Source organism: Flavisolibacter nicotianae, from assembly GCF_003628535.1.
GTDB classification, from domain to species: Bacteria; Bacteroidota; Bacteroidia; order Chitinophagales; family Chitinophagaceae; genus Flavisolibacter; species Flavisolibacter nicotianae.
In genome coordinates this window covers 1-25,357 of record NZ_RBCI01000010.1, presented here as the reverse complement: position 1 = coordinate 25,357, position 25,357 = coordinate 1, and the positions used below count along the sequence as shown (strand labels likewise).

Annotated in this window: 19 protein-coding genes; 9 read left to right on the top strand and 10 right to left on the bottom strand. The window is 50.2% G+C overall.

Annotated elements, in window-relative coordinates; genetic code table 11:
* Positions 1 to 96: 96 nt before the first annotated feature.
* The 6 genes from D6024_RS20280 (at position 97) to D6024_RS20255 (ending at position 6,526) form a co-directional block, all read left to right on the top strand.
* Positions 97 to 549: a CoxG family protein gene (locus D6024_RS20280; RefSeq protein ID WP_121356597.1), complete on the top strand. Its 453-nt coding sequence runs from the start codon at positions 97 to 99 to the stop codon at positions 547 to 549.
* A 115-nt stretch (positions 550 to 664) separates the two neighbouring features.
* Positions 665 to 1,171 carry a (2Fe-2S)-binding protein gene (locus D6024_RS20275; protein WP_121356729.1) on the top strand — a complete coding sequence of 169 codons (507 nt, stop codon included), beginning with the start codon at positions 665 to 667 and terminating at the stop codon, positions 1,169 to 1,171.
* Positions 1,168 to 3,546 carry a xanthine dehydrogenase family protein molybdopterin-binding subunit gene (locus D6024_RS20270; RefSeq protein ID WP_121356596.1) on the top strand — a complete coding sequence of 793 codons (2,379 nt, stop codon included), beginning with the start codon at positions 1,168 to 1,170 and terminating at the stop codon, positions 3,544 to 3,546. The genes D6024_RS20275 and D6024_RS20270 overlap by 4 nt, the downstream gene beginning before the upstream one ends.
* Positions 3,547 to 3,571: 25 nt before the next feature.
* Positions 3,572 to 4,402, top strand: coding sequence for an FAD binding domain-containing protein (locus D6024_RS20265; protein ID WP_121356595.1), 831 nt, complete (start codon positions 3,572 to 3,574; stop codon positions 4,400 to 4,402).
* A gap of 94 nt (positions 4,403 to 4,496) precedes the next feature.
* Entirely contained in the window at positions 4,497 to 5,408 is a 912-nt protein-coding gene (locus tag D6024_RS20260) for an AAA family ATPase (RefSeq protein ID WP_121356594.1), read from the top strand.
* Positions 5,405 to 6,526, top strand: coding sequence for a vWA domain-containing protein (locus D6024_RS20255; protein WP_121356593.1), 1,122 nt, complete (start codon positions 5,405 to 5,407; stop codon positions 6,524 to 6,526). Before D6024_RS20260 ends, D6024_RS20255 begins: the two co-directional genes overlap by 4 nt.
* Before the next feature lie 296 nt (positions 6,527 to 6,822).
* Here D6024_RS20255 and D6024_RS20250 read toward each other — a convergent pair whose 3' ends face one another.
* Together D6024_RS20250 and D6024_RS20245 are read right to left on the bottom strand one after the other, a co-directional pair.
* Entirely contained in the window at positions 6,823 to 7,677 is an 855-nt protein-coding gene (locus tag D6024_RS20250) for a CPBP family intramembrane glutamic endopeptidase (protein ID WP_121356592.1), read from the bottom strand.
* A gap of 174 nt (positions 7,678 to 7,851) precedes the next feature.
* Positions 7,852 to 8,841: an MBL fold metallo-hydrolase gene (locus tag D6024_RS20245; RefSeq protein WP_121356591.1), complete on the bottom strand. Its 990-nt coding sequence runs from the start codon at positions 8,839 to 8,841 to the stop codon at positions 7,852 to 7,854.
* An 856-nt stretch (positions 8,842 to 9,697) separates the two neighbouring features.
* Between D6024_RS20245 and D6024_RS20235 the strand changes: the two genes are divergently transcribed.
* Positions 9,698 to 9,892 (top strand): substrate-binding domain-containing protein, encoded by a 195-nt coding sequence (locus D6024_RS20235; RefSeq protein ID WP_121356589.1) that lies wholly within the window; start codon positions 9,698 to 9,700, stop codon positions 9,890 to 9,892.
* A 54-nt stretch (positions 9,893 to 9,946) separates the two neighbouring features.
* Here the strand turns inward: D6024_RS20235 and D6024_RS20230 are convergent, their stop codons facing one another.
* A complete protein-coding gene (locus D6024_RS20230) occupies positions 9,947 to 10,495 on the bottom strand; it encodes a lipid-binding SYLF domain-containing protein (RefSeq protein WP_121356588.1) in 549 nt (182 codons plus the stop codon).
* A 344-nt stretch (positions 10,496 to 10,839) separates the two neighbouring features.
* On the opposite strand from D6024_RS20230, the gene D6024_RS20225 reads away from it, so the two are divergent.
* Positions 10,840 to 11,226, top strand: coding sequence for a hypothetical protein (locus tag D6024_RS20225; protein ID WP_121356587.1), 387 nt, complete (start codon positions 10,840 to 10,842; stop codon positions 11,224 to 11,226).
* Between the two features lie 101 nt (positions 11,227 to 11,327).
* The gene (locus D6024_RS20220) at positions 11,328 to 13,733 is read left to right on the top strand and encodes a hypothetical protein (RefSeq protein ID WP_121356586.1); all 2,406 of its coding nucleotides are present in this window, start codon (positions 11,328 to 11,330) and stop codon (positions 13,731 to 13,733) included.
* A 574-nt stretch (positions 13,734 to 14,307) separates the two neighbouring features.
* On the opposite strand, the gene D6024_RS20210 is transcribed toward D6024_RS20220, so the two are convergent.
* From D6024_RS20210 to D6024_RS20180, 7 genes are all read right to left on the bottom strand, one after another.
* Positions 14,308 to 14,493 carry a hypothetical protein gene (locus D6024_RS20210; RefSeq protein WP_121356584.1) on the bottom strand — a complete coding sequence of 62 codons (186 nt, stop codon included), beginning with the start codon at positions 14,491 to 14,493 and terminating at the stop codon, positions 14,308 to 14,310.
* A gap of 318 nt (positions 14,494 to 14,811) precedes the next feature.
* Positions 14,812 to 15,087 (bottom strand): hypothetical protein, encoded by a 276-nt coding sequence (locus D6024_RS20205; RefSeq protein WP_121356583.1) that lies wholly within the window; start codon positions 15,085 to 15,087, stop codon positions 14,812 to 14,814.
* A complete protein-coding gene (locus D6024_RS20200; protein WP_162944903.1) occupies positions 15,062 to 16,216 on the bottom strand; it encodes a ribonuclease D in 1,155 nt (384 codons plus the stop codon). The genes D6024_RS20205 and D6024_RS20200 overlap by 26 nt, the downstream gene beginning before the upstream one ends.
* Positions 16,217 to 16,417: 201 nt before the next feature.
* On the bottom strand, positions 16,418 to 18,772 hold the full coding sequence (locus D6024_RS20195; RefSeq protein WP_121356581.1) for a DUF7133 domain-containing protein: 2,355 nt from the start codon (positions 18,770 to 18,772) through the stop codon (positions 16,418 to 16,420).
* A gap of 45 nt (positions 18,773 to 18,817) precedes the next feature.
* Entirely contained in the window at positions 18,818 to 19,411 is a 594-nt protein-coding gene (locus D6024_RS20190) for a DUF4964 domain-containing protein (RefSeq protein ID WP_121356727.1), read from the bottom strand.
* A 251-nt stretch (positions 19,412 to 19,662) separates the two neighbouring features.
* A complete protein-coding gene (locus D6024_RS20185) occupies positions 19,663 to 21,498 on the bottom strand; it encodes a RagB/SusD family nutrient uptake outer membrane protein (RefSeq protein WP_240410104.1) in 1,836 nt (611 codons plus the stop codon).
* A 114-nt stretch (positions 21,499 to 21,612) separates the two neighbouring features.
* Positions 21,613 to 24,939 carry a SusC/RagA family TonB-linked outer membrane protein gene (locus D6024_RS20180; RefSeq protein WP_121356579.1) on the bottom strand — a complete coding sequence of 1,109 codons (3,327 nt, stop codon included), beginning with the start codon at positions 24,937 to 24,939 and terminating at the stop codon, positions 21,613 to 21,615.
* Between the last annotated feature and the right edge of the window lie 418 nt (positions 24,940 to 25,357).

Here is a 25,357-nt window from a genome sequence, read left to right as displayed (position 1 = left end):
ATGTCTTCTTTTTTATTATCTTACTATACAATTCCTACCACGCCGAAAAGCTTGCTCATTCAACCGCTACTCTACGCAGACCATAATTTCAGTTGTATGCAACTCTCCGGCAAACAAGTCTTACCTGCAGCGCCGCCAAAGATCTGGGCTTTGTTGATGGACCCCGATACACTGGTGCGCCTTGTTCCGGGTATTACCAACCTGGAAAAAGTCGGCGACAACCGTTTTAAATCGGTTTTTGATATCAAGCTGGGACCTGTACGCGGTTCTTTTACCGGCAATCTGCAACTGGAGGACATCACGGAGAACAAAGGTTATTTGCTCAAACTTCAACAAAACAGCAAAATCGGCAATGCCAGCGCCGTTGTGAAAATCGGATTGGTGCCGGTTGGCGACTCGCAAACGGAACTCGATTTCGATGGTGATGTAAAATTATCCGGGCTGCTGGCCTCCATGGGCCAGCGTGTGATTGGCGGCGTGGCCAACACGCTGACAAAGCAGTTTTTTCACAACCTCGAAAAAGAACTGGAAAAGCCGGTTTCTGCCTGACAACCTGTTTACGGAAACCCCATGAAAGAGAAGCCCTGCGCATTCCGGCAAGGAATGCAAAATGAACAACACGGTTACCAGTCAATATTATTTTATAAACCCAAACTTCCTGATTATGCAAATTCACGTTAAGGTCAACGGAGTGGAATATAAGCATGATGTGGAGCCGCGGCTCCTGCTCGTGCATTACCTGCGGGATGTGCTGCGGCTGACCGGTACACACATCGGCTGCGAAACCAGCATTTGCGGCGCCTGCACGGTTCACGTCAATGGCAAGGCTGCCAAAAGTTGCACCCTCTTTGCCGTTCAGGCAGACAACTGCGAAATCACCACCATTGAAGGCCTCGCACAAAACGGCGAACTGCACCCCTTGCAAACAAGCTTCAAAGAAATGCACGGCCTGCAATGTGGCTTCTGCACACCCGGCGTGATCATGACGGCAGCTGACTATCTAAAGCAAAATCCCCATCCGACGGAAGAAGAGATACGCACTGCCCTGGAAGGGAACTTTTGCCGCTGCACGGGTTACCAGAATATTGTCAAATCAGTGCAATTGGCGGCAGAAAAAATGAGCGAATCCAAACCAGTCACAAAAGAAAAGAAAGAGGAGGTGGTTGTATGAGCACGACAAATGGACTGATCGGGAAATCGGTAAAGCGGGTCGAGGACAATCGATTCATTACCGGTAAGGGAAACTATACGGACGACATCATTCTTCCCGGGCAAACCTATGCTGCCTTTGTACGAACGCCGTATGCACATGCAAAGATTGGCAGCATTGATACGGCAGCGGCTTTGGCCATGCCCGGCGTAGTGGCCATTTACACCGGTGCCGATGTTGCCGCCATCAATGGCGTGCCCTGCGGCTGGCAGGTCAACTTCAAGAACGGCGACACCATGAAAGAGCCCAAGCATCCGCTGCTTGCCGTAGGCAAGGTTCGTTATACCGGGGAAGCCGTTGCCATTGTGATTGCCGGAACACGGGAGCAGGCCTGCGATGCGGCGGAAGCCGTGCAGGTGGAATACGAGGAACTGCCGGTGGTGGTCAATGCAGCAGAAGCCGTAAAGCCCGGAGCCCCGCAGGTGCACGATGAAGCGCCAAACAATATGTGTTACGATTGGGAACTGGGCAATCCGAAAGCCGAAGTGGACCAGGCGATGGCCACCGCCGCCCACGTGACCATGCTAGAATTTGTGAACCAGCGCATGATCCCCAATGCCATTGAGCCCCGCAGCTACAATGCGTCGTACGACGCGGCCAACGGCCGGTACACGCTGTACACCAGTACCCAAAATCCGCACCTGATCCGCCTGCTGATGAGTGCCTTTGTCCTGGGTATCCCGGAGCACAAAGTGCGGGTGGTGGGTCCGGATGTGGGTGGCGGTTTTGGCAGCAAGATTTTCCATTACACCGAAGAAGCCCTGCTTACCTGGGCTTCGCACAAGATCAACCGGCCGGTAAAATGGACGGCCGACCGCCGGGAGAGTTTTTTAACCGATGCACACGGCCGCGACCACATCACCAAAGCCGAAATGGGTTTCGACAAGGAAGGGAAAGCGGTGGCCCTGCGGGTAAAAACCTTTGCCAACCTTGGTGCTTACCTGTCTACGTTTTCCACCTGTGTTCCGACCTACCTGCACGGCACCCTGCTACAAGGCCTGTACACCACGCCCAAGATCAACGTTGACGTCACAGCGGTTTTCACCAACACCACACCGGTGGATGCCTACCGCGGTGCAGGTCGCCCCGAAGCCACCTACCTGCTGGAACGGTTGATGGATCTGGCTGCGCATGAAATGGGGATCGACCCGGCAGCACTGCGCTTTAAAAATTTTATTCCGCCCTTCGATGGAGTCAACCAACCCGGCTACCAAACGCAGGTTGCCTTGCAATACGACAGCGGCAACTACGAAGGCGTGCTAAAGAAAGGCCTGGAGATGCTGGGGTATGAAGATTTCCGCAAGCGGCAAAAAGAAGCGGCGCAAAACGGCAAACTGTTGGGTGTTGGCTTTTCCACCTACATCGAAGCCTGCGGCATTGCACCGTCGGCCGTTGTGGGTGCCCTGGGCGCAAGGGCCGGCCTGTACGAAGTGGGACAGGTCAGGGTGCAGCCAACCGGTAAGGTCAGTGTTTTTACCGGTACGCATTCGCATGGCCAGGGACATGAAACAACCTTTGCCCAGGTGGTAGCCGACAAACTGGGGATTGCGTTTGAAGATGTGGAAGTCATTCACGGCGATAGCGACAGCGTTGCTTTCGGGATGGGCACCTGCGGCTCACGGAGCATTGCCGTGGGAGGCTCTGCGATCATGAAGAGTGTGGAAAAGATCATTGAAAAAGGAAAGAAAATCGCGGCCCATAAACTGGAGGCCAACGCAGAGGACCTGGAGTTTGCAGGCGGAAGGTTTACTGTAAAGGGTACCAACAAATCGGTTTCGTTTGCGGATGTGGCGTTGACAGCCTATGTGCCGCACGTGTACCCGAAAGACCTGGAACCGGGACTGGACTTCAGCAGTTTTTACGATCCCGCCAACTTTACCTATCCCTTCGGTTGTCACATCGCCGTTGTGGAAGTGGACAAGGAAACCGGGACCCTGGCACTCAGGCGTTTCATTGCCGTTGACGATGTGGGCAATGTCATCAACCCCATGATCGTAGAAGGCCAGATACACGGCGGCGTGGTGCAGGGCGTTGGGCAGGCGCTTTTCGAAGGTGCCGAGTACGACGAGAACGGACAATTAACCAACGGGACGTACATGGACTACTGCATGCCCCGGGCCGACAACCTGCCCATGATCGAAACGGCCGGGCAGGTCACGCCTTGCCCACACAATCCGCTTGGCGTGAAAGGAGCCGGTGAAGCCGGAACCATCGGATCCACACCGGCGGTTGTCAATGCCGTGATCGATGCGCTCTGGAGTGGTGGCCACATCGTAAAAGACCTCCGGATGCCCATCACATCTGAAAAAGTATGGCGGGCCATGCAAACAGCGTAACAACTTTCATTTTAAAATCTCCAACATGATACCCACTGCATTCGACTATACAAAACCCGCAACGGTGGAAGAAGCTATTGCAGCCCTTTCAGACGGCGACAGCAAACTTTTAGCCGGTGGCTACAGCCTGATCCCCGCCATGAAAATGCGCCTGACGCAGCCGTCAAAACTGGTTGACATCTCCGGCATCCCGTCCTTAAAAGGAATAAAGGAGGAAGACGGTGAAATTGTCATCAATGCCGGTACCACCCACTACGAGATCCTGACAAATGACCTCATCAAAAACCGCCTGCCTTTTTTCACGCAAGCTGCGGGTATTATCGGTGACGTGCAGGTACGCAACAGGGGCACAATCGGCGGCAGCCTGGCCCACGCCGACCCGGCTGCCGACTGGCCAGCACCCGTACTGGCAGCCGAGGCGATCATTGATGTAAAAGGCACGGGGGGCGGCAGAAGCATTCCTGCAACGGATTTCTTTACCGGGCTTTTCTCGACGCAGTTGCTGCCGGATGAAATCATTGTGGCCATTCGCATTCCAGTTCAGGAAGGTGCCCGGTCGGTGTATTTGAGCTTTGAACAACCGGCTTCCCGCTTTGCCATTGTGGGTTGTGCCGTTTTACGAAAAGCCGATGGCAGGGTGAACATTGCCTTTACCGGTGTATCGGAAGCCCCGTTCAGGGACCGTGGGGCCGAGGCGGTGTTTGACGGCAAGTCTTGGGACACCGCAACGATCGATACTGCAGTGGATGCGGCCATCGGCGAGGTGGATGTTTTGAGCGATCATTTTGCGTCGTCTGAATACCGCAGGCACCTGGCAAAAGTGTATTTGAAAAGAGCCTTGCAGGCCCTTGCCTGAACGAAGGTGAATTCATATGGAAGGCGGTAGAAATACCGCTTTTCTGTTGCACCAGGCAATGTTTTCAAAACGGTCACTTCCGCAATCGCAATAAATGTCCACCCACAACACAAACGAATTTCAACTTAGCGACATCCGCTCCCTGCTGGCAGAACAGGGCTATATATCCGATGATGCGGTTTCCATGTCTGTTTTTCTCTCCCTGAAACTGGACAAACCCCTGCTGGTAGAAGGCCCGGCGGGTGTGGGAAAAACGGAGATCGCCAAAGTCATGGCAAGGGCCCTGCAAACAGACCTGATCCGCCTGCAGTGCTACGAAGGCCTCGATGCCACGCATGCCCTGTACGAATGGAATTACCAGCGCCAACTCCTGCACCTGAAAATGGTGGAACACAACCAGCAGTCCGTTGACGAAAAAGAAAAAACAATCTTTAGTGACAGTTTCCTCCTGAAACGGCCGCTGTTGCAAGCCATCACGCACCACCAGAAGCCGGTGCTCCTCATTGATGAAGTGGATCGTTCGGACGAGGAATTTGAAAGCTTTTTGCTCGAAGTATTGAGCGACTGGCAGATCACCATTCCCGAAATCGGCACCATCAACGCCACACACATTCCGCAGGTCATTTTAACCAGCAACCGCACAAGAGAGCTGTCGGAAGCCCTGCGCAGGCGTTGTTTGTATTTGTACATCGACTATCCCGACTTTGAAAAAGAATGGTTGATTGTTGCCCGTAAACTACCCGGCGTGGATGCAAAGCTGGGGCAACAGATCTGCCGCTTCATGCAAAACCTGCGGAACATGAAACTGGAGAAAACACCCGGCATAGCCGAAACACTTGACTGGGCAACGGCCTTGTCGGCGTTGCACATCGACCATCTGGATAAAACCGTTGTTGAGCAAACACTGGGCGTGGTGCTGAAAGACTGGAGAGACACCCGCCAGGCGCAACTTTCCCTGAGCGAGTTGTTTGAAAAAACCGGCGTCATTTCAAAAATAGACGTATGATCTTCCGCGAGACTTCCCTCTCGAAAAATGTTGTGCAGTTCTGCCGCTTCCTGCGGAAGCAAAATTTTACCGTTGGTGCGGAAGAAGAACTCGCCGCACTCAACGCGTTGCAGGCCGTTGATTATAGCAATAACCAGGTATTCCGTTTGGCACTCCAAGCCGTTTTGTGCCGTTCGCGGGCACAGGTAGAGGCATTCGAGCCCTTGTTCAATCAATACTGGAAAGAACTGGCGAAGGCCGTTGACTCGAAAGTCAAAAGCAACGAAGAGGCGACAGTAAAACCGGCAAGCAAGGCACCGTCCTTTCGATCATTGAAATCGTGGCTGAATACGCACCAAAACAAGGAAGAGGAACAAACGGCTTTGTACAGCTTTCACGAGAACCTGTCGCAAAAAGATTTTTCGCTGGTCCCTGCCGACGAACTGGAAGAATTGATGCGAACCATCAAAGCCATTTCCAAGCGCCTGGCTGCGCAGGTCAACAGGCGATACAAACAAACCAATAAAACTGGCTTGCCGGACCTGCGCAGGACGTTACGGTTAAATATGCGTCGCGGCGGCGAGTTGCTGGAACTTGCTTTTCGAAAACCAAAACGCAACCGCACCCGTTTGGTGGTTCTTTGCGATGTGAGTAAATCGATGGAACTCTATGCCACCTTCCTTTTGCAATTCATGTATTCCTTTCAGCAAGTGTACAGCCGGATGGAGACCTTCGTGTTTGGCACGTCGCTGCAATACATCTCGCCGCTTTTAAAGCAAAACAATTTTGAACAGGCCATGCGCCAGGTCAGTGCTGCGGGTGAGAGCTGGAGCAGCGGTACCCGGATTGGCGAAAGCCTGAACAGCTTCGTGAAAGAATTTGCTTCCCGCGTGCTGAATAAACGCACCATTGTCATCATCCTCAGCGATGGCTGGGATACTGGTAATGCAGAACTGCTCCGCCAAAGCATGGAAACGATAAAGGCTCTTTCGCGAAAAATCATTTGGTTAAACCCGCTGGCGGGCTTTACCGGCTACCGGCCGGAAACCGCCGGTATGCAGGCCGCGTTGCCGTATGTCGATGTGTTTGCACCGGTTCACAATGCAGACAGCTTACGCAGGTTGAGTAGATGGCTCTGATTCGGGTTTTGGCAAGTGAATTTGTCAGAATAGGACTTCAATGACTTTTTATAATCCTTCCTCTTAAAATGAAAAACAAAAAGTGTCACTTGATTTCTAGCTGGCAAGAGAAACATGTCGAAAAGGCAACAATGAAAAGCCGTTCAATCTTGAAGGATGTTGCTCACGATGGAGTATTGGTTAAAGTCGGGTTTTTTGTTTGCCTGCTGAGGCAAATGCTAATTCGAATTTTGATATACAATGATCGTTCAACGCTGAGTCAAAAAGTCCAGCAGGTAACTGGTGGTGATAACGAGCTAGTGCTCATTTCCCCTCGACATTCCTGGTTTTCCCAAATTACAGTTAGCGGTATTCTTTTCTCCCATGTACGCCTCTATGCAAACGATTGCGAAAACGAAAAGAGTGAAGGCGGGAAGGATGGTAATCCAATCAATTCCTTCTTGTTTTGCTGCGGTGCTGCCAGATTGCTTTACAGTCCATATACTAACAGTGCTATTTGCTGCCCCCAATGCAGAAGTCGTCAAATTAGCGGCATAATGAATTCCCGTTGGCATGGCAATACCTTTGGAATAGATTGCAGCCAATCCAAACACCAATCCCCAAACGGCAGGTCCATAAAATGAGCTTGCAATTGTCCAGCCGTTAGCAATGTGGTAGACGGCAAAGAGTACGGATGTAATGATAATCGACAGTCGTATTCCGGTTTTTTCTTTTAGGATTTGGAGAGGATAAGCCCGAAAACCCAGTTCTTCCATAAACGCAAGGGGAAGCAATGGCGCTGTCACAAGGAGAAAATGCAACAGATTGCTTCCAGGATTAACAGCAATTTCCATGTTAGTAAAGTACAAAACACCTCCTGCCAAAAGCCCCATTAATAAGACACCGACCATAACGCCTCCAAAGAACTTCACGATAGTATTTCGCTCAAACGTTAACCCGACGTCTGAAAACCGTTTTCTGTCAAATTTTAAAAACAGAACTGTCGCTAAAAAAGCGGCAAGTGTTCCAATAATTCCGTGAGCCAGTCTTTCAAATTCATTCGGAATCCAGTTTTTTGCAAATGAAAAAACGACCAAAAGTGCGGTAAAAACAAAACAAAACAGAACTGCCTTTATAATATATTTTCCCCTGAAGTTGTGTCGAATGGTCATTTCCACTTTTTGAGATAGGGATTGAACTACGTTATCGTGTAAGCATTGACGCTACGGCTGCATTCATTGTTTGTCCAGCCGGGAAGCAATGCCGGGCAAATGTACAGTTGTTCATTGATTGATTTTAGCCGCCCCTCTTACATATGATCCCGTTGTGCGGAGCCATTTTGCTTTTTACCTGATACCTTCCGAGCCTTTGTTACCTGTCGGTGTATACCTGGAAACTTTTACTTTGTCACCAATTTCAATGGTCAAAAGATCTTCGCCAATCTGTAAGGGTCCGCCATAAGTTTTTTGCGTACGCACGGCCAATTCAGAAATGGCCGGTGGAGGAATGGAAGGATCGGACGTTAACAGGACAATATGCGAATAAACTGCAAGCCTGGGTTTTATTTGTGCAAACACTTTTCCTGCATCTTCCGGCGATGTATGGAAGCCGAGAATTTGTTTAACCAACGGTGAATTACGTACAGAATCTGCCTGCGCAGCCGCTACTTCATGAATAACGACGTCTGCTCCTTTTGCATGCTTAATTAAGTTTTCACTGTATCGCGTATCACCGGAAAGAATGACTGAATGACCCCCATAGTCTATTCGGTAACCGAGTGCCGAATCAATGATGTCGGAATGACGAACAGTGAAAGGTGTTACTTTAATTCCTTTGCTTTCCCAAATGAACCCTTCTTTAATATCGGTAGCATTCACAAAAACGCCACTGTCAGCCTTATTTTTTTCTTTACTGCGAGTGTTGATATCCCAGGAAAATGCTTCTACAAGATTTGCCATCATTGTCCTTGTGCCATCGGGTCCGAAAACCTGGAACGGCGATACTCTTCTTCCGTACACTGCCGGTATCCACCCGGTAAGCCACACATCGGGAATGCCAACGATATGATCTGAATGAAGATGCGTGAGGAACAAGGCATCTATCTGCCCCAAAGGAATTTTCAATTGCCAAAGTCGTTGAGCTGCCCCGCGTCCACAATCAAATAAAAGTTTTTGTCCGCCTGCTTCAACCAATATGCTGGGGCCAAACCGTTCGATGGATGGAACCGGCGCACCGGTTCCCAATAAAGTAATCTTGATTGGAGATTGCGCATTTGCACATGACACAGCGACAATAAAGAAAAGAAGAAATATGCCCTTACCCTTTTTACTTTTCATTGTTGCCAATTTTATGGTTGTAAAAATTAGTCCAGGAATTTATTTCCGAATGATGACTTGTCAATTATGCCGTTCAACAAAGTGAGGCCTGCGATGAAGTGGCATTCATTGTTTTTTCGCCTTTTAGTACCGTTGCATTTTGGTTTATAGCTCAATTTACAACTTCGGCCGCTCTTTTACTAGGACGGTTTCAGCCAGCTGCATGCATGCAGAGGATAGAATTTTATGTCGTTGTTTTTCCCGCCCCTTGCGGCAAAAATAAAGTCCCTTTTGTGAAGCAAATCCACGGTTCCGTTTTTAGGTTTCCCTTTGCAGAACACTTGGTCTTGTAATTATATTTCACAGGCTGAACCAAAAATCTCTGATTACCCGTGAATTTGACCATCCCATCTACACCAAGGAATTGGCGTTTCGCAATCACCAACCTTCCGGGAGTAGATTACCCCGTCTTTTATGTTTCGACTCAACGCAAATTGCCTGCTCCCGGTAGTACATGTCACTTGCACAAAAAAACCCTTGTCGAAACAAGAGGTATGATCGATTGATTGATGCTATGTGAGAAAATCAGTTACTATTTCAACCGGCGGCGACCAGCAACTTTCTGCACCGCAAAGAAGCATGTTCATGTAACGTCGATTTTTTGATAACAACGTTCAGCGAATGGCCGGTAAGTACTTGCTGAAGAGAAGGATAGAAATAATCGAAGCCCCCGCGACCCTGGCTGGATGCTTTTTTTTACCTACTATTTATGCATCGACGGCCTGGAAAGCCTTCAAAAACTCCATATGCAAATACCGGTTGACTTGGCTGTTTTGTGTTTTGACGACCGCGAACCTTTTGACTTCTACCCCCCGGGATTTCTGCCATCCGCCAGCCCATTGAAAGAATCGGAAAAACGGCAATGACCATTTTATTCGATCAACTGAAATCAACGACAGAAATTGTAAAAAGCACCCACCAGTTTATTCCGGGTGAGCTCATCGCCAGGGGCTCAACACCACGGCGGGAAACCCATTTGAACCAAACAGGAAAACGGCTCCTTCACCAGTAGCAGTCGCAGAGACGATCGATTGCCTGGCAACTTGCGAAAGACAATGAAAAACGTTTAGAAGGGACTGAACTCGAATTTCTGTCCGCCAACAGTCGCCTCGTACATCAACCCGCCTTTCTGCTGGGTAAAGATCATAACACCTTCTGCATATTTTGCTGTTGCTGCAGCACCGGTTTTCACCGCGATAGCCGAGACCTGTGCAGACAATTCCACTTTGTTTTCTTTAAACCGATCAAGCGTCTCTTTGTTTTCAAAAAAAATCACTTCCCTGTAGGCCTGGCCGCCGAATTGAAAGCCGATGTTGACCTGTCGCATACTTGCTTTCCCGATCATCGCTCCTTTTTCGTAGACAATGCCATTGCCGGCAGCGCCCCCTATGCCAATCCCTCCCTTTCCGATATTGGGAAAAATGGCATAACCATAGGCCTCATTAAAGAGATTTTTCATCAACGCATCAGAGCTGAGAAAGGCTTCTTTTCCGGCGGCTGCGTCCTTGATCAATTTTTTGTCTTTTGCCGATTGGGCACCGGCCATACCGGCGATCAGCAAGGCAGAAAAAAGAAGTGCAACTTGTAAAACCCGGATACTGGTAAGTTTTTTCATGTCTGGTTTATTTAGTGGGTGAACCGCTTCAAACAGATTTGTTCTTCCTAGCAGCCTCTTTGCTTTTTACCCCGACAATCCCGATGCTCCCGTTCCTCTAGTTGAAGGTATGAACAAAATAAGATCACTATTGACAACCAGCAGCGCAAATCCTTGTTGAAATGAAACTTGCTAAACCGGTCATTTAGCTGCATTTAGCCAAAGCAAAAAGCTGCAGCAAAAACCAAGCAATTACCCGGCCAATTGCCTAAACAGGACGATAGCAAGCAAGTGCTAAACGGGCTGGAATCCAGGGCGGCCAACCCACTCTGCAAAGCGATGGATGCGACTAGGTACACAAGGTTATGAAAGAAGAAGCAAGGAAAGCTGCAGAACAACGGATCTTCGAAAACAACTTCCCAAAATTCTTAAAAATGGCAGCCTCCAGCAGATTTGCCTGGATTTGCGATAAATGTTTAAAACAGAAAAGAGCAATTCGAAGAACACCTATGCTGTATCGTTGGTCAAAGTGCCAGGTCCTGGCATTTCATTCTTTCACAATAAACGACAACGTTTTTCTGCAACTGGGTCGATCTTCAACAGGTCGCAGACGCATGCAATTGATTTTTAGTAAAGGGAAAAACAAAGGCGGAGCCAGGAAAGTGAATAATGCTCTTGTTGGGTGTTTATGCTGCCGAAATGTAGGTTATTTTACGTTTGCTGCCCTTATTGGCGGTTTAGCCACAGTATAAGTGTCCGCCGGCACACCAACCGCGACAACAAAACAAAAAGCTTGTTAATGTCGTTCTTCGAAGATGAAAACCGCTTTACTTAGCAAGTGATTCCCGCTACCATGGCAAAACAACTCGCTTTTCTCCTTTTTCTGAGCACCGTATTTTTCAGTGCATCGTCGCAAGCACTCGACTCTCTGGTGGACCTGCAACACAAAGCCGACCCACAGGAGAAAGTGTATGTTCAGTTCGACAAGAGTTATTACAATCCCGGCGAAACCATCTGGTACAAAGCCTATTTTTTCACGGGCAACGAGCCTGCCGATGTCAGCAGGAATTTTTATGCGGAGCTGATCGATTTTCAAGGCAATGTGCTACAGCAAAAAGTCGCTCCCATCCGGTTTTCAGGAGCGGCTGGCAGCTTCGACCTCGACTCCAATTTTCGCAAAGCGGCCATTTACTTCAGAGGCTACACCATTTCCGAACTGAACAGCGATACCGCTTTCCTGTTTACAAAAGCCCTGCGAGTGCTCTCGCCAAAAGCTGCGGCAACAAACACGCCCCTTTCGCAAACAAAGCCAGTGCTGCGGTTTTTGCCGGAGGGCGGTGACCTGACCAATGGTCTTCCCACGGTAGTGGCCTTTATTGCCGCTAGCCAGGCGGGCGGGCCGGTTACTGTTACCGGAAGCGTGGCAGATAACACCGGCATCAAAGTGGCTGAATTAGTAACACTGCACGATGGCATGGGCCGCTTTGTTCTCATGCCACAGGAAGGGAAGACCTATACCGCCACCTGGAAAACCAGTGACGGAAAAACCTTTCAAACACCGCTGCCGGCCGCCCAGCCACAAGGCGTGGCGTTGCGGATCACCGATGCGGCAGCGGGCAAGCGCTTCACCATCCAGCGCACGGCGCAAGTGCCCGAAGCAAAACAGCAACTGCACCTGGTGGCAATGATAAACCAGCGTTTGGCCTTTCAGGCCAATGTGGACCTGCGGAATAAAGATGCAGCCTCCGGCGTGTTTCCCACAAAAGACCTGTCATCGGGCATATTGGTCATTACGCTTTTCGACAGCAACAACAAGCCACTGGCAGAACGAATCAGTTTTGTCAACAACCACGATTATGAATTTGACGGCGATGTATTCCTTTCGCAAAAAGGTTTGGCCCGCCGGCAGTTGAACCGCGTGGAAGTGATCATGTCGGATACCTTGCCGGCCAATCTTTCGCTGTCTATCACAGACGCAGACCTGCACGAAACCAACCGTCTCGACGACAACATCATCAGCCGCATGCTGCTGACTGGTGAGCTACGGGGAAAAATCAACGATCCCTATTATTATTTCTACAGCAACGACGACAGCGTTTCCGTTTACCTCGACCTGGTGATGATGACTCATGGCTGGCGGCGCTACAACTGGGATAATGTGTTTGCCGCCACGCTGCCCGTACCGCGATGGAAAGAAAGCAACTACCTGAGTCTGAAAGGGCAGGTTGCCGGCATGCCACCGGGCAGCTACAGTCCCGACCTGCAACTAACCGGGATTTTAGAAACGGCCGACTCTGCCAAGACCATTATCAACCTGCCAATTGATCGCAAGGGGAATGTCTTTACCGAAGGTTTGGTGTTTTATGACAAGGCCAGGCTTTATTTTAATTTCAACAAGAAATCCCTTTCGTTCGACAAGAGCATGCTGCTATTGGACAATGGTTTGTACAAAAGCTACAAAAAAGCAGCACTTGATTCCGCTGTCCTGCTAAACCTGCCGGAGGTGAGTACCACAGCCCTTGCCGGCAACCAAAGCAGCAACAGACTGGCAGTTCAGGCAAGGCAGCAATTGGCGCAAAAAGGCATGCTGGAAAACGTTACCGTCAGGGCAAAAGCCAGGACGCCCAAGGAAATGATGGATGAAAAATATGTGAGTGGACTATTCTCCGGTAATGCCAACAGCTTTGACCTGGTGAACGATCCCCTGGCCGGCGCTTACATGGACATTTTTCAATACCTGCAGGGAAAGGTGGCCGGCTTGCAAATTACGGGCAACGGCAGCAACACTTCTCTTAGCTGGCGCGGCGGTACCCCGGTTCTTTACTTTAATGAAATGCAAACCGACATCAGCATGATCGCTTCCATGCCGGTCAACGACATTGCCTATATAAAGGTCTTCCGGCCGGGTGAAAGCATTGTGTCGGGCGGCGGCGGTGGTGTCATTGCTATTTATACCCGCAAGGGTGGCGACGTGCAGCCTAGCACCACTGCAAAAGGATTGAATGCCGTGCAGTTGATGGGGTACTCTCCCGTGAAAGAATTTTACTCACCCGATTATGCCATGCCAGGTGAAAGGGATGCAGCAGATGATGCACGCATCACCTTGTACTGGAACCCGGCCATTTACATGGACAAAGGTCGAAAGCATCTTCGCTTTCAATTTTACAACAGCGACATCACTAGGCGGTTTCGCTTGATTATGGAGGGCATCAATGCCGAAGGAAAGATGATCCACGTGGAGAAAACAATCTCGAAATAAAGGCAAGTAGTAGCCTGCAAATTTGAATGTCCCCTCCTTTTAAAATCCATGGAGAAATCGCACAAGCCTGCTTACGTTTAATGAAGTGCAGCGTTTATCATCCCGGCGTTTATGCAGAGGAACAATCCACTACAACAAGTCTGGTTCTTTTGCAGTCGCAGAAAATGGACTGCCTGCTACGATTGCCTGCGGCAAATGAAATTGCTGTCGCATGATTGTACTTGCACAGACATAGGTATTTTTTTCTGGATGACGATTATTTCCAAAAGCTGGCGCAACTCTCAATTACGCAGGCCGTTCGACATATTTGGTGGTTGCAGATGAAAACGAACCAGCCTTCCAAGATGAAATTGTCCTTTGCTTTTGATGCCGTTCCTGAACCAGGTCAAGACGCGGCGAAATGAGTCGTTACTTAATAACGACTTCGCTAAAAAGGCCCGAGTCCCTCAGGATCCGCACATGTTGTTTCACTTCCAGGCAATCCCTTACACGGCAATGCGGAAGTTATCCTTTGGTACACAAACCGGCGATCTTAGCTATAACAACTACTCATCGTTTTTCATCAGGAAAACACCTAAGCCAGCTGCAAGTGAACAACCTTCGCATGATAACATCGTTGGGCCAGTTCTATATCTGTTATGCTCAATTCTGCAATGATCCGGTTGCTGATCCTGTCGAGCTGGTATTTTGTAAGGGCAACAACATCTAAAAACTCTCTAAGGCGAAGAATGGTCTCGAACTTTAAACAAACCCTTTTCATAAGACTTCTGCTTTTATGAGATGATCAATCCATTCCCGTTCGATTGTTGAAATACGAACCAGGTTTTTGCATGGCAGGAAACCGCCACAAAAACAATTCCGTTGGCTCGGTATAATCAAACTTTCTCAAAAAACTTCAAACCTTAAACAAAGTATTGTAGTAGACGATAAGTATTTTTACTTATTTGACAGGAAGATAATAGATCAGTTTGTTGATGCTATTCTCACTATTGCCTTGCGCCAAATGGGAGCGTTTTTCCCCCGCTGTTGCTAGTTAGTAAACTCCCCGCCTCACATAGATCAACACGCCGCATTTTAGCTAACTGGTTTCCCAGGTGATTAGCTGGAGATGAAAGCCTTTCGCCAGGTGATCAACCACTTCCCTTGCCGTCCTCTTCGCCCAGGGCCTTCGCTGGCATTGTGTGGCGATCGTTGCGAGCCCCTTCAATGCGGTGCCGGGGGCCGGTTTGTCCCGGCAGATTTTGTTCAAAAAAAGGGGCGGCAAAAAGGGAAAGGAAAAGACGCCACCTTCAGCAGGTACATATGCATTGCCGTTGTGAAGGACTTCATCAACCCATTCCTGTCCCGGTGGCATAGCGATCCAGGTTGATACCTGCTGCTGCGGCATAGTTACGGATCAGCGCCTGCCGGTAGGAGGGCAATTCCTGCAGGGTGATGACACCATTCACCAGGCTATTCACCATTTTATTACTAAGTATGAATTTGGCGGCATGGCTCCCATATTGCTGCTCCAATGCCTGCTTGATGGGGACAAATATTTTTTCCCGGTCCTCTGCAGCTTTTCGCATGGCTGCCTGTTGGGCAGGTGTCGGTTTCGGCCGGTGTTGTTTTTGGGGAGAAAGGTTTTGGGCGGTAGCTGCTCTTCCGGCCTGTTCCAGCTGCTTCAGGAGTTGGGTGGTAAAGCGGCTGTTTTTGAACCGGGGATGCACCCCCGGTTCCCGTAAAATGCTTTCCGGCTGGCGGGTGCCGGTAGCCAGGTCTCTAACCAGTTCTTCGCTCATTACCTGGTAAGCCGGCCGGTTCATGTACCGGGCCAACTCATCGCGATAGCGGAACAGCTCATTGGCAATGTATTGCTCCCGCGGACTCAGGGTATACAGGTCAGACGGCTTCAAAAAATTTGTTTTGGCTGGTGCCGGGTAAACGATGGTGCTTAGCATCTCCTGCTCTTCTCGAACAAAGGGCAGAAGAGCCCGTTCCGCGGCCTCGGCTTCCAAGATGGCTTTCAGCGGGTGCAGCCAGATCACGTCTTCAGCCGCATACTGCACCTGCGCCGGCGAAAGCGGCCGGCGGAGCCAGTTGCTCCGTTGTTGCTTTTTATCCATCCGGAAGTTCAGCTTATCCTGCAGCAATACGGTTAGCGAAGTGGGCTCATAATTCAGGAGACGGGCCGCCACTTCGGTATCAAACAGGTTTTTAGGAAAGCACCCGAGGCTGTGCAGCAGCCGGAGGTCCTCGCCGGGAGCATGCACGATCTTTTGAATGTCTGGCGATTCAAACAGGGCATACAGTCCGCTGAGGTCAAGGCTATTCAATCCATCGAACACAAAACAGACCTGGGGCGTTGCCACCTGCACCAGGCAAAGGGTCACACCATAACCATAACTGTTGTTATCAAATTCAATGTCAAAGCTGAGGGTATCGCAGCGCCCCAGTTCCTGCAGGCTTTGCAGTAGCGTATCCTGCTGGTTGATTAACTGCACTGGGGTACTTCCGGTAGAGGATATAAACAACAGGTAAATAGTTTAGCATGCAAAAATAAGATTCTCCGTTTACCCGGGTCTTTGCGAGGGCTTGGCTTTCCCGGGTATGGTCTTACACCTTTCTTTTTTGACGTTCAGTTGTCAATTTGAATCAGCCGCACGTCAGCGGGTACCCCGGCCAACCTGCCGTTCCCCAACAATCTATTTCAGCCTGTCCAGCTCCGCTTGAGTCAATACAGCTTGCCTGCCGGCGTACTTCTTTCTAATTTCCATGACTTCTGCCGGCTTGATCTCCCCGGCTTTGTTGCTCCACGAAGAGCGGATGAAACTGAGCACCTGTGCGATGTCCTCATCCGTGAAACTCTTATTATTCCCAATCCCCGGCATTTCGCCGTTGATCTCCGGTGCCTTATACACTTTGTCGTTCACTTTTATAGGCCCGGTCAATCCATACAGAACAATCGGAATAAGCCTGTTCTTGCTGCCTACCACCCATTCTGATTTGTTGAGTGGCGGGGCAAGTGATTTGATCCCGTTGCCGTCCTCACCATGACAGGTCTGGCAGACTGCATTGAAAAGCTGATATCCTTTGGGAAAGGTTTTTTTCAATATGTCTGGGTTTTTTCCCTGGGCATTTTTACGGTTGTTGATGACGGTTGCCAACCGTTTATTGATCACCATTGCTGTATCGGCGATCACTGATTTCACCTGTTTTGCAAACACCTCTTCCCTTCCCTTCATAGCGCTGATCACCGCATCGGCAACATAAATATTGTTTGGATAGAGGCGCACCAATTGAAGCAAAAGCTGATTTGCTGCAACTCCGTTAGACGGCATTATCGAATTGGCGACAAAGGCCAGGTATGGCGCCAGCAGCGTATCTTTTTGCCCGGCAAGCTGTTTCAGAACGGGAAGGCCGGTTTTGTGCATCTTCCCGTTGCTGATCAGAGATGCCATGGCACCGAGGGCCTGCACACGAAGCTGGCGGTTTGCCTGCTGCAGGAGCGGGAAGATATCTTCCTCCTGCAGTAAGCCCAATCCTTCCAATGTCCATAAGGAATGATTGACCAGAACCGCATTGTTTACCTGCCGCAAATTTTGCCTGAGCAAAGGAGCCAACTGCGTCAGCTTGTTGTCCACGATGAACTGCTGTGCTTTGTCCCTCAGCCATCCATTCGGATGGTTGAGCAGCAGGGCAAGGCTGTCGGGATTGGAGGGCAGAACGTTTGTTGCGGCAATAGCCTTCCCCTTCGGTACGATTTTGTAAATTCTTCCGCAATTCAGCGGTTGTGTCAGTTTTCGGCTTTTGATCTCGCCTTTGAGATAGTCTGTCAAATAGGTTTCGTGCTGGATGATGCCCCGGTACATATCGACAATATACAGGGCGCCATCAGGCCCGTTGTACAAGGTCACAGGGCGGAAGCGTTCGTCCAGGCTGGCCAAAAACTCTTTCTTTTCATAGGCCTGCTTGCCGGTTACCCGAAACCCACTTTCGTCTAAGATGTTTCGCTTGATCAGGTTCGCGGCCGGTTCCCCAACAAAAGCATTCAACTGGTGATCATTGCCAAACAGGCCGCCCCGGTAGATGACTGGCCCGGAGGCCGCCGTAAAATTTCGTAGTCGCAGGCTGTCATCCAGCACACCCTTCATATACCCCCTGTTCACACCCGGTGTAGGCCGGATGGGATAAACCCGGTTATCGGGGATAATTTTTTCTTCAAACCCGGCGATGTTTTTTTGAGCCGGATTGGTCGCTCCAAAACCCGGCAGGTAATAATCACCCAATAAATTCTCGGAGTTGTTGTTGTAAAACAGCCGGCCATCATTATCCTGCGAGATCCCCCATTGGCCTCTGGAATGTGTCCGTTCAACCAGCCACTTTGCACCTTGTTTTCGGTAACGCTTCGTGCAGTTGGCGCTGTAAATCCAATTGTCCAGACCGCGAAACAACCCATTGGCCTGGTGCTCGGGATTGCCGCCGGCTGCATAGGTTGAATCCACCAGTGTTTTCCGGCCGGGTTGATCGTTGTTGTTTTCAACAAACCAAAGATTGGGCGGTTCGGCAACCAGCAGCCCGTTTTCGATCAGGCTCAAAGCCCTTGGTAAAACCAGGTGGTCCAGGAAGACTTTCCGGCTGTCCATAACGCCGTCTTTGTTCGTGTCTTCGAGGATAGCGATCGTACCGGTTGGCTGCTCTTCACCTGTGCCCGACGTATCCGGCATATAGCTTTGCATTTCACAAACCCAGATGCGCCCTTTTTCATCAAAGGTCATCGCAACCGGTGAATTGACCAGCGGTTCTGCCGCCACCAGCTTTATGGCAAAGCCCTCTTCCATTCGCATCTTTTTGATGGACTCTTCCGGGGAAAGGACCGGTGCATTCGCGATGGAATTTTTAATCGCTGCGGTATCCACAGAAGCCTGATCGGTTCTTTGCTCGCCGGAATGGCAGGCTACCAGGAAGAAGATCGCACAAACGACCGGAAACAGTTTTCCATAGGTCGAAAGGCTGAACTTGTTAGAAGGAATAAATGTTAGGCTTAAACGAAAAGACATTGCGTATTCTTATTTCTACAAAAAAAATAAACAGGTTTTACAATGTTACAACCGGATGAGCAAGCCGGAGGTTTTTGTATCAATTGATGACCCCAAAAAAGGGAAATGCATTCTGTGGCGGGCAGCCTTTCTCCCTCTGTTCTCCTTCGCAGGCAACCTGCCGCAAACCGTCCAAGCTGGTGTGAGCTGCACCTTGCGTCCTCTCCGTCTATTTTTTTTGTTTTTGCTCGAGCAGTTTGGTGAAATAACCGCCCACCACTTCTTGCCTGGAAGCCTACCTGTCGTCCGTTGGTTGTCTCGTGCCAGTCGCTCAGCGGCACCCGGGTGGGGGAGTTCGGTGTAGCGTACCGTGTAGGACTCGAGATCGGACGTCGGTGCAATGGGCCGGTAACGATCTGGGTCTTTTCCTAAAAAGCGATACACGTTGCCATCCACGTTGATCCAACCCATGAGCGACTGGACTTTTCCTGTCCAGTGGCGGGTCGAGGGGGCCGCCAGTTCATCGGTGTTGGACCTGATACTGGAATAAGGATTGTGCGTGATCAGCGGGTAAGCCAGTGCCCGTTTTACCTGGGCATTGGCCGGAAAGAAAATTCCTAAAAGCCAAAGGGTCAAGAATTGGGGACAAAGTTTTGTCATGGTCGGTTTGCTGTTTGTTCGTTTGATCATTTTGTCGCTGGCGGTGGTTTTAAGTCATTGTAATACTGCAATGACGGCTGGGTCTTTCTGCCCGGCAAAGAATAGGCAGCGGGGAAAAACGTTGAAAACAAAGAACAGATGCATTGCAACAAATTATCGCATTACCGGGCCGCCAGCAGGCAATCGGGAAAGGCCGGAAGAAAAGTTCTTCCGGCCTTTCCCGATTGCTATATGTTAGAAAGATCTGCGCTTTAATGCGTGTCTTCGTCGGCTACGGCATCCTGCCATTTTTCCCACATCGCTGTGCCGGCATCGTAACCACTGTAACCCGGATTTTGATGGATGCGGGCTCCACTATTGGCGTCGATAGCGGACTGGGGGATCGGCCAGTTGATATTGTGCGGCGCCATGGTATAGGAACGGTTTTTCACCGTTACTCTTCCCTTGTTGTAAAAATCGCTGTAATGCTGGATGCGCTGGAACCAGTAACTGTTTTCAGACAGGTTGTCTACTGAATAGGTATTGCCCCACTCATCGGATTTGCCGCTTAGGGCAAGACAATACGAAACGCGGCTAAGCTCAGTAAACCGCCATTCTTCCATGTTCAGTTCGCGGGCACGCTCATCCATGATGTCGCCGATCGTTACGGTTGTGAACAGTTGGGCACATTTTGCACGCTGTCTGACCACGTTTACATCGGCCGTTGCACCGGCAATATCGCCGCTATAATATTTGGCTTCGGCACGCAGCAGGTAGGTTTCCGCCAGGCGGTAACAATACCAGTCGCCAGCACCACCGCGGTGGTTCGCTTCATTGGGGTTTTGAGTTTCAGTCGGGTCTTCGATGTAATACTTGTAATGGGGCCAGTCGAACCAGTTGCGAACGGTATCAGTACACAAAAGGGCACCGGAAGCACTGTAAAGGCGAAGGTTTTTGCCAAACCACGCCGTGCTGCTGGGATCATTGTACTTGATGGAGTCCATACGTGCCCAGTTGCCGACTGCGCTGTTGTGGCGCAGATCGCCCTGGTCATCCACACCGTTTACATACCACACGGATTTTTGGGCAAAGTAAGTCGGGCGGATATGGGCAATCCCGCGGCCAATGGCATGAACGTAATCGTATTGTGCCCGAAAGCTTGCATTTGACGTCGGGTAAAACCGAACAGCCTGTTTCCCATCGGGAGCTTTGGTAGAACCATTGTCCAGGAAGGGAAGCCAGTTACGCATGGAGTTCATCTTGACCCCCATATCGGTATTGTTCCGGTTGATCATGACCAGGATGGTTTCCTTATTCGCACCGATGGCTTTGTTTTCGGGGCGGTGCAGGTCCCAAACTACGTTGCGGGTAATCGGCCAGGTTCCTGCGTAAGGGCTGATGAAGGTTCCGAAATTATTTGTCATCAGGGAGTAGCCCGAGAGGTTGATCAGGGTATCGGCTTGTTTGATCGCTTTCTCGAATTGTCCTGTTGCCAGGTAACATTTGATCAGCAATTGGCGGCAGGCGCCTTTGTTCACCAATCCAACCATATTCATTTGTGACTGGTCGGGCACCCATTGCACCGCCTGCTCCATATCCTCCGTCATTTTCTGCAAAATCGCTTCACGCCTGGTGGTGCGATAATTCACTTTCGGGGATTCAAGGATTTTCGTGACCAGGGGCACGTCTTTGAACTGAAAACAAAGCGCCATGTACCGGAAGGCCCGGTGAAAGAGGGCCCGGCCCCGGTATTGGTTCTTCGTGGCCTCGTCCAGTCCGTCTACCGACCCAACGTACCGAAGAATGGTATTCGCATATTTGACCCCGTTATAGGTCTCTGTCCAAAAATGACCCAGTTGTTCCGGCAAACTGGTGGGCGACAACCGGGTGGCAATATCCGCGAATATGGCACCATCATCGGTTTTACCGGCCACCGCCACGTCAGAAAACATGTATTCCGAATTGATCGGAAGACCAATGTCCTGCGAGGACGTATTCGTCCAGTACCCCCGCAGGTGGCGATCGCAAATAGCCATTGCCGCATCCAGGCCGCTCTTCGTTGAAAAGGTGGCGTCGGGCTCGAAAAACGATTGCGGCTCTGGTTTCAAAAAATCTTTTTTACAGCTCGAAAAGCTCATTGCCATTCCCGCCAAAAGCAGGAAAGTGAGTGATAGAGGAGAGGTTCTATGCTTAGAATAATATTTTTTCATGACTCTTTTTCTTTAAAAACTTACGTTCAATCCAAACGTGTAGATTCTCGGTGCAAGTCCACCGGTTTCGATATCCCAGTATTTCCAGGTCTTGTCTTTTTTCCAGACAGCCACGTTGCGCACGGAGGCGTATAGCTTCAGTTTTTCGATCCCGCGTTTGGCAAGAAAGCCTAACGTCGGTGCATAGCCAAGCGTGACATTGTCCAGTCGGATAAACGAGCGGTCGTAAAGCTTACCCGGCGAATTGAGGTTTGACGGTCCCCTGGAGTCCAGCCGTGCAACCTCGTTGGTTGGATTTTCCGGTGTCCAATAAGTTTTTTCATACGTATTCTGCATGTAGGTGACCTGCGAGGTGCCGTTGTCCTGGTTCAGGTAAGAACCACTCAGGCTTTTATGTCCCCAATACGAATACATATTGAACGAGAAGTCCAGGTTTTTATAATTGAACTCGTTTCTGAGCGACCACATGATGGGCGGATTGGTCTGACCCAGGAATTCTTTGTCGTTGTTATCATACACGGGTGTAATGGTGCCGTTGGGATTTTTCACATCGTTGGCGGTATTGTTATTGGCCACCTTCGGATCGCCTGGACGTTGGCCATACTTGGCGGCTTCTGCCGCTTCGTTGGGCTGCCAGATGCCGGTAACCCGGTAATCCCAGATCACACCGATGGGCTGCCCAATAAACCAGCCATTGCCAACGTCATCTCTTTCTTTTGATCCAATCACATTTCCCTGCGCATCCAGCACATCAACATAATCGTAGTAAAGATGCTTGATCGTGTTTTTGTATTTCGAAAAACCGAAGGTGGTATTCCAGTTGAAATTCTTTTGGCGGATGTTCTGGGAAATCACCGAAAGCTCAAAGCCCCTGTTCTCCACTTTACCCAGGTTGGTGGTGATACTGCCAAATCCGGAGAAGCCGGGCAGTGACCGGTTCATGATCATATCTACCGTTGGCGTGATGAAGTAATCAAACGTTCCGGTGATGCGGTTGTTCAGGAAACCGAAATCCAGACCGGCATTGAAGGCTTCTGATTTTTCCCAGCTCAGGTCCGGGTTGGCCAGGCGATCCATCAAAAGGTACCGGTACTGCAGCAGGTTGCCGCTGGGATCCAGGTAACCCATGGTAGCCCCGGCGCCGATACCCAGGTTGGCCAGCGCCAGGTAAGGGTTGGCCAGTGCCCGGTTACCGTTTTGTCCCCACGACAAACGTAGCTTACCGGTGCTCAACGGTTGCCAGTGGAAGAACTTTTCGTTGGTAAAGGTCCAGGCAAGCGCCGCAGAGAAAAACGTGGCCCTCGGATTGGACGAACCAAATGCCGAATAGCCATCGCGACGAACAGAAGTCGTCAGCATATAGCGGCTGTCGTACGCATAGAACAGGCGGGCCAGCATCCCATCGGCGGTTTCCAAAATATCGTCGGTATTGTACGTACTCTTGTTCTTATCCCCGTAAAACGTTTCGTGGAAACCCAGCACATCACTCGGCAGAATGTTGCGGGCTTCAATTCTATCCTGCCAGCGTTGCCGTTTTTCCGACTCCTGCACAAGGGTAACATTTACACGGTGCTTGCGGGCAAAGGTCTGTTCCCAGTTGATGGTATTGTTCAGCGACCAGTCGAAACGCTGGGTTTGTTCGCGGTTCACCAGCCCGTTGGTTCCCTTCCAGTCGGGATGCTGCGAGGATTCCCAGTAACGGTCGTGGAAGAACTGGTAACGCGGCGACGCATTGAAGGAATAGGTGATATTGAACGGCAGTTTCACTTTGGCGTTCAGGATGGTGTTCAGTACCATGTAGCCTTTGTCCAGGTCGAGGTACTGGCGGTTAAACGCGTAATTGTAACCGTAGTTGGCGACCGAACCATCACCCATCGGGTGAACCGTCAGGTTTCCGTTGGCGTCCTTGTACGCGGCATAGGGAGAGTTGCGTAAGATTTGCGCTCCCCAATCCACGGCAAGGTCACCGTCCGTACGGTTTTGGAAATTGATGTTCGCACCGATGTCCAGCCATTTGGTGATTTTGGCATCCAGTTTCAGGTTTGAACGAACGGCACTGTAGGTGTTGCCCCGGGCCACCCCTTCATTCGACAGGTAACCGAGTGACATGTAATAATTCAACTGGTCGGTGGCTCCCGACACGCTGATGTTGTGATCCTGGCTGATGCCCGTTTGAAAGCTCTGGTTGTACCAATCGAAGGTCTGGCCATTCAAAAAATTCGTCAAAGACGTTGCCTGCAGCAGCAGTCGCTTGGCCCAGATTTCCTCCGCAGAAGCCGTACCGTTTGTGGCAGCCGTATAGGCTTTCCATTGGTCAACGGTAATCCCATATTGGGCCAGGTTTTCGTCTGTCGGCCTGTCGTAGAAGCCGGGCAGGTTTTTATTTTGCGTCGCCGAAACAGGCGTTTGATAGGCTTCGTACTTACCGGTCGCCGGATTGATTCCGTACGTTGGAGCCTTGTACCAATCCTGCCGGTATTGCATGTAGCCTTCCGGCCCGAAAACCTTACGATTGCTCGCCATGGTAGAAATACCGAGATTGGACGTCAGGTTGATCTTTGGCTTGCCTTTTTTCCCTTTTTTGGTGGTGATGATCAAAACACCATTAGCCGATTTCGCTCCGTAAATGGCCGCAGCCGAAGCGTCTTTGAGCACATCGATCTGCTCAATATCATCGGGATTGACTTCCGATAATTCTCCGTAGAAGATGGTGCCATCCAGGATGATCAGCGGGTCGTTGTGTCCGCCATCCGTATACACCGAACGCTGCCCGCGAATGCGGATGGTACCCCCTCCTTTTGCCGAAGGGTCGAAGCCCACGCTCAATCCAGGCGTTCCGCGAAGAAGATCCTGCACCGTCTTTGGGTTTTCATCCGCAATTTTGTCGGGGCGGATTTGGGTGATCGACCCCGTGAGGTCTTTCTTTCGTGCCTGGCCATAGCCAATCACCACCACCTCGTTCATATTGGACGTCCCTCCTTCCAGGCTGATGTTTATCGACGATCGCCCATTGACCGCAACTTCCTGGGAGGTATAGCCACTGTAACTGATGACGAGCACACCGTTGCCGGGCACCTGGGGCATCGTAAACTTTCCTTCATTGTTGGTGGTGACACCTCGTTTGGTTCCCTTTAAAACAACGCTGGCGCCGGAAAGCGGGCTGTTTGCCATATCGGTGATCTGACCGGAAACAGTCATGGACGAAACCTGCGCCAATAACCCAAACGGCAGGCAAAGCGCTAAAAAGAAAACCAGCAGAAAACCAAGGCTTCTTGGCTGTTCCTGGGCATACTTATCCCGGGTAAAATCTCGCTTTCGGAAGCGCAAGAAATTTTTCATAACATTTTAGTTTTGATCAAATTTGAACGTGTGGAATTTTGATAAATAATTAGATAAGAGAAAGAACTTCATTCATCTCTTTTGAATGGAAACGTTTGTTTAAAAATGAGTGGGGAACAGCGTTCTCCGGCAGGCAAAACCGGTTACAGGCAAATGTCTTTGTATGATGATCTTTTTTTAGTTCTGATCCAGGCTGCGGCACATGACGCAGGCTGTCAGATCAGTACTGTTTATTATGAAGAAAGAGTGATCAGCCTGAAGTCTCGTTCACCACTGACCACTCCTTTTTGCGATTTAATATTTGAACACTTTTCCACCGACCATGACTTCTTGTGTTTTTTCATCGAAGGTGGCCTTCAATCCCGTGTGGGCGGCGGCGGTGGTCATGATGTTGGCGATGGAGTGCGAGTAGCCGGCC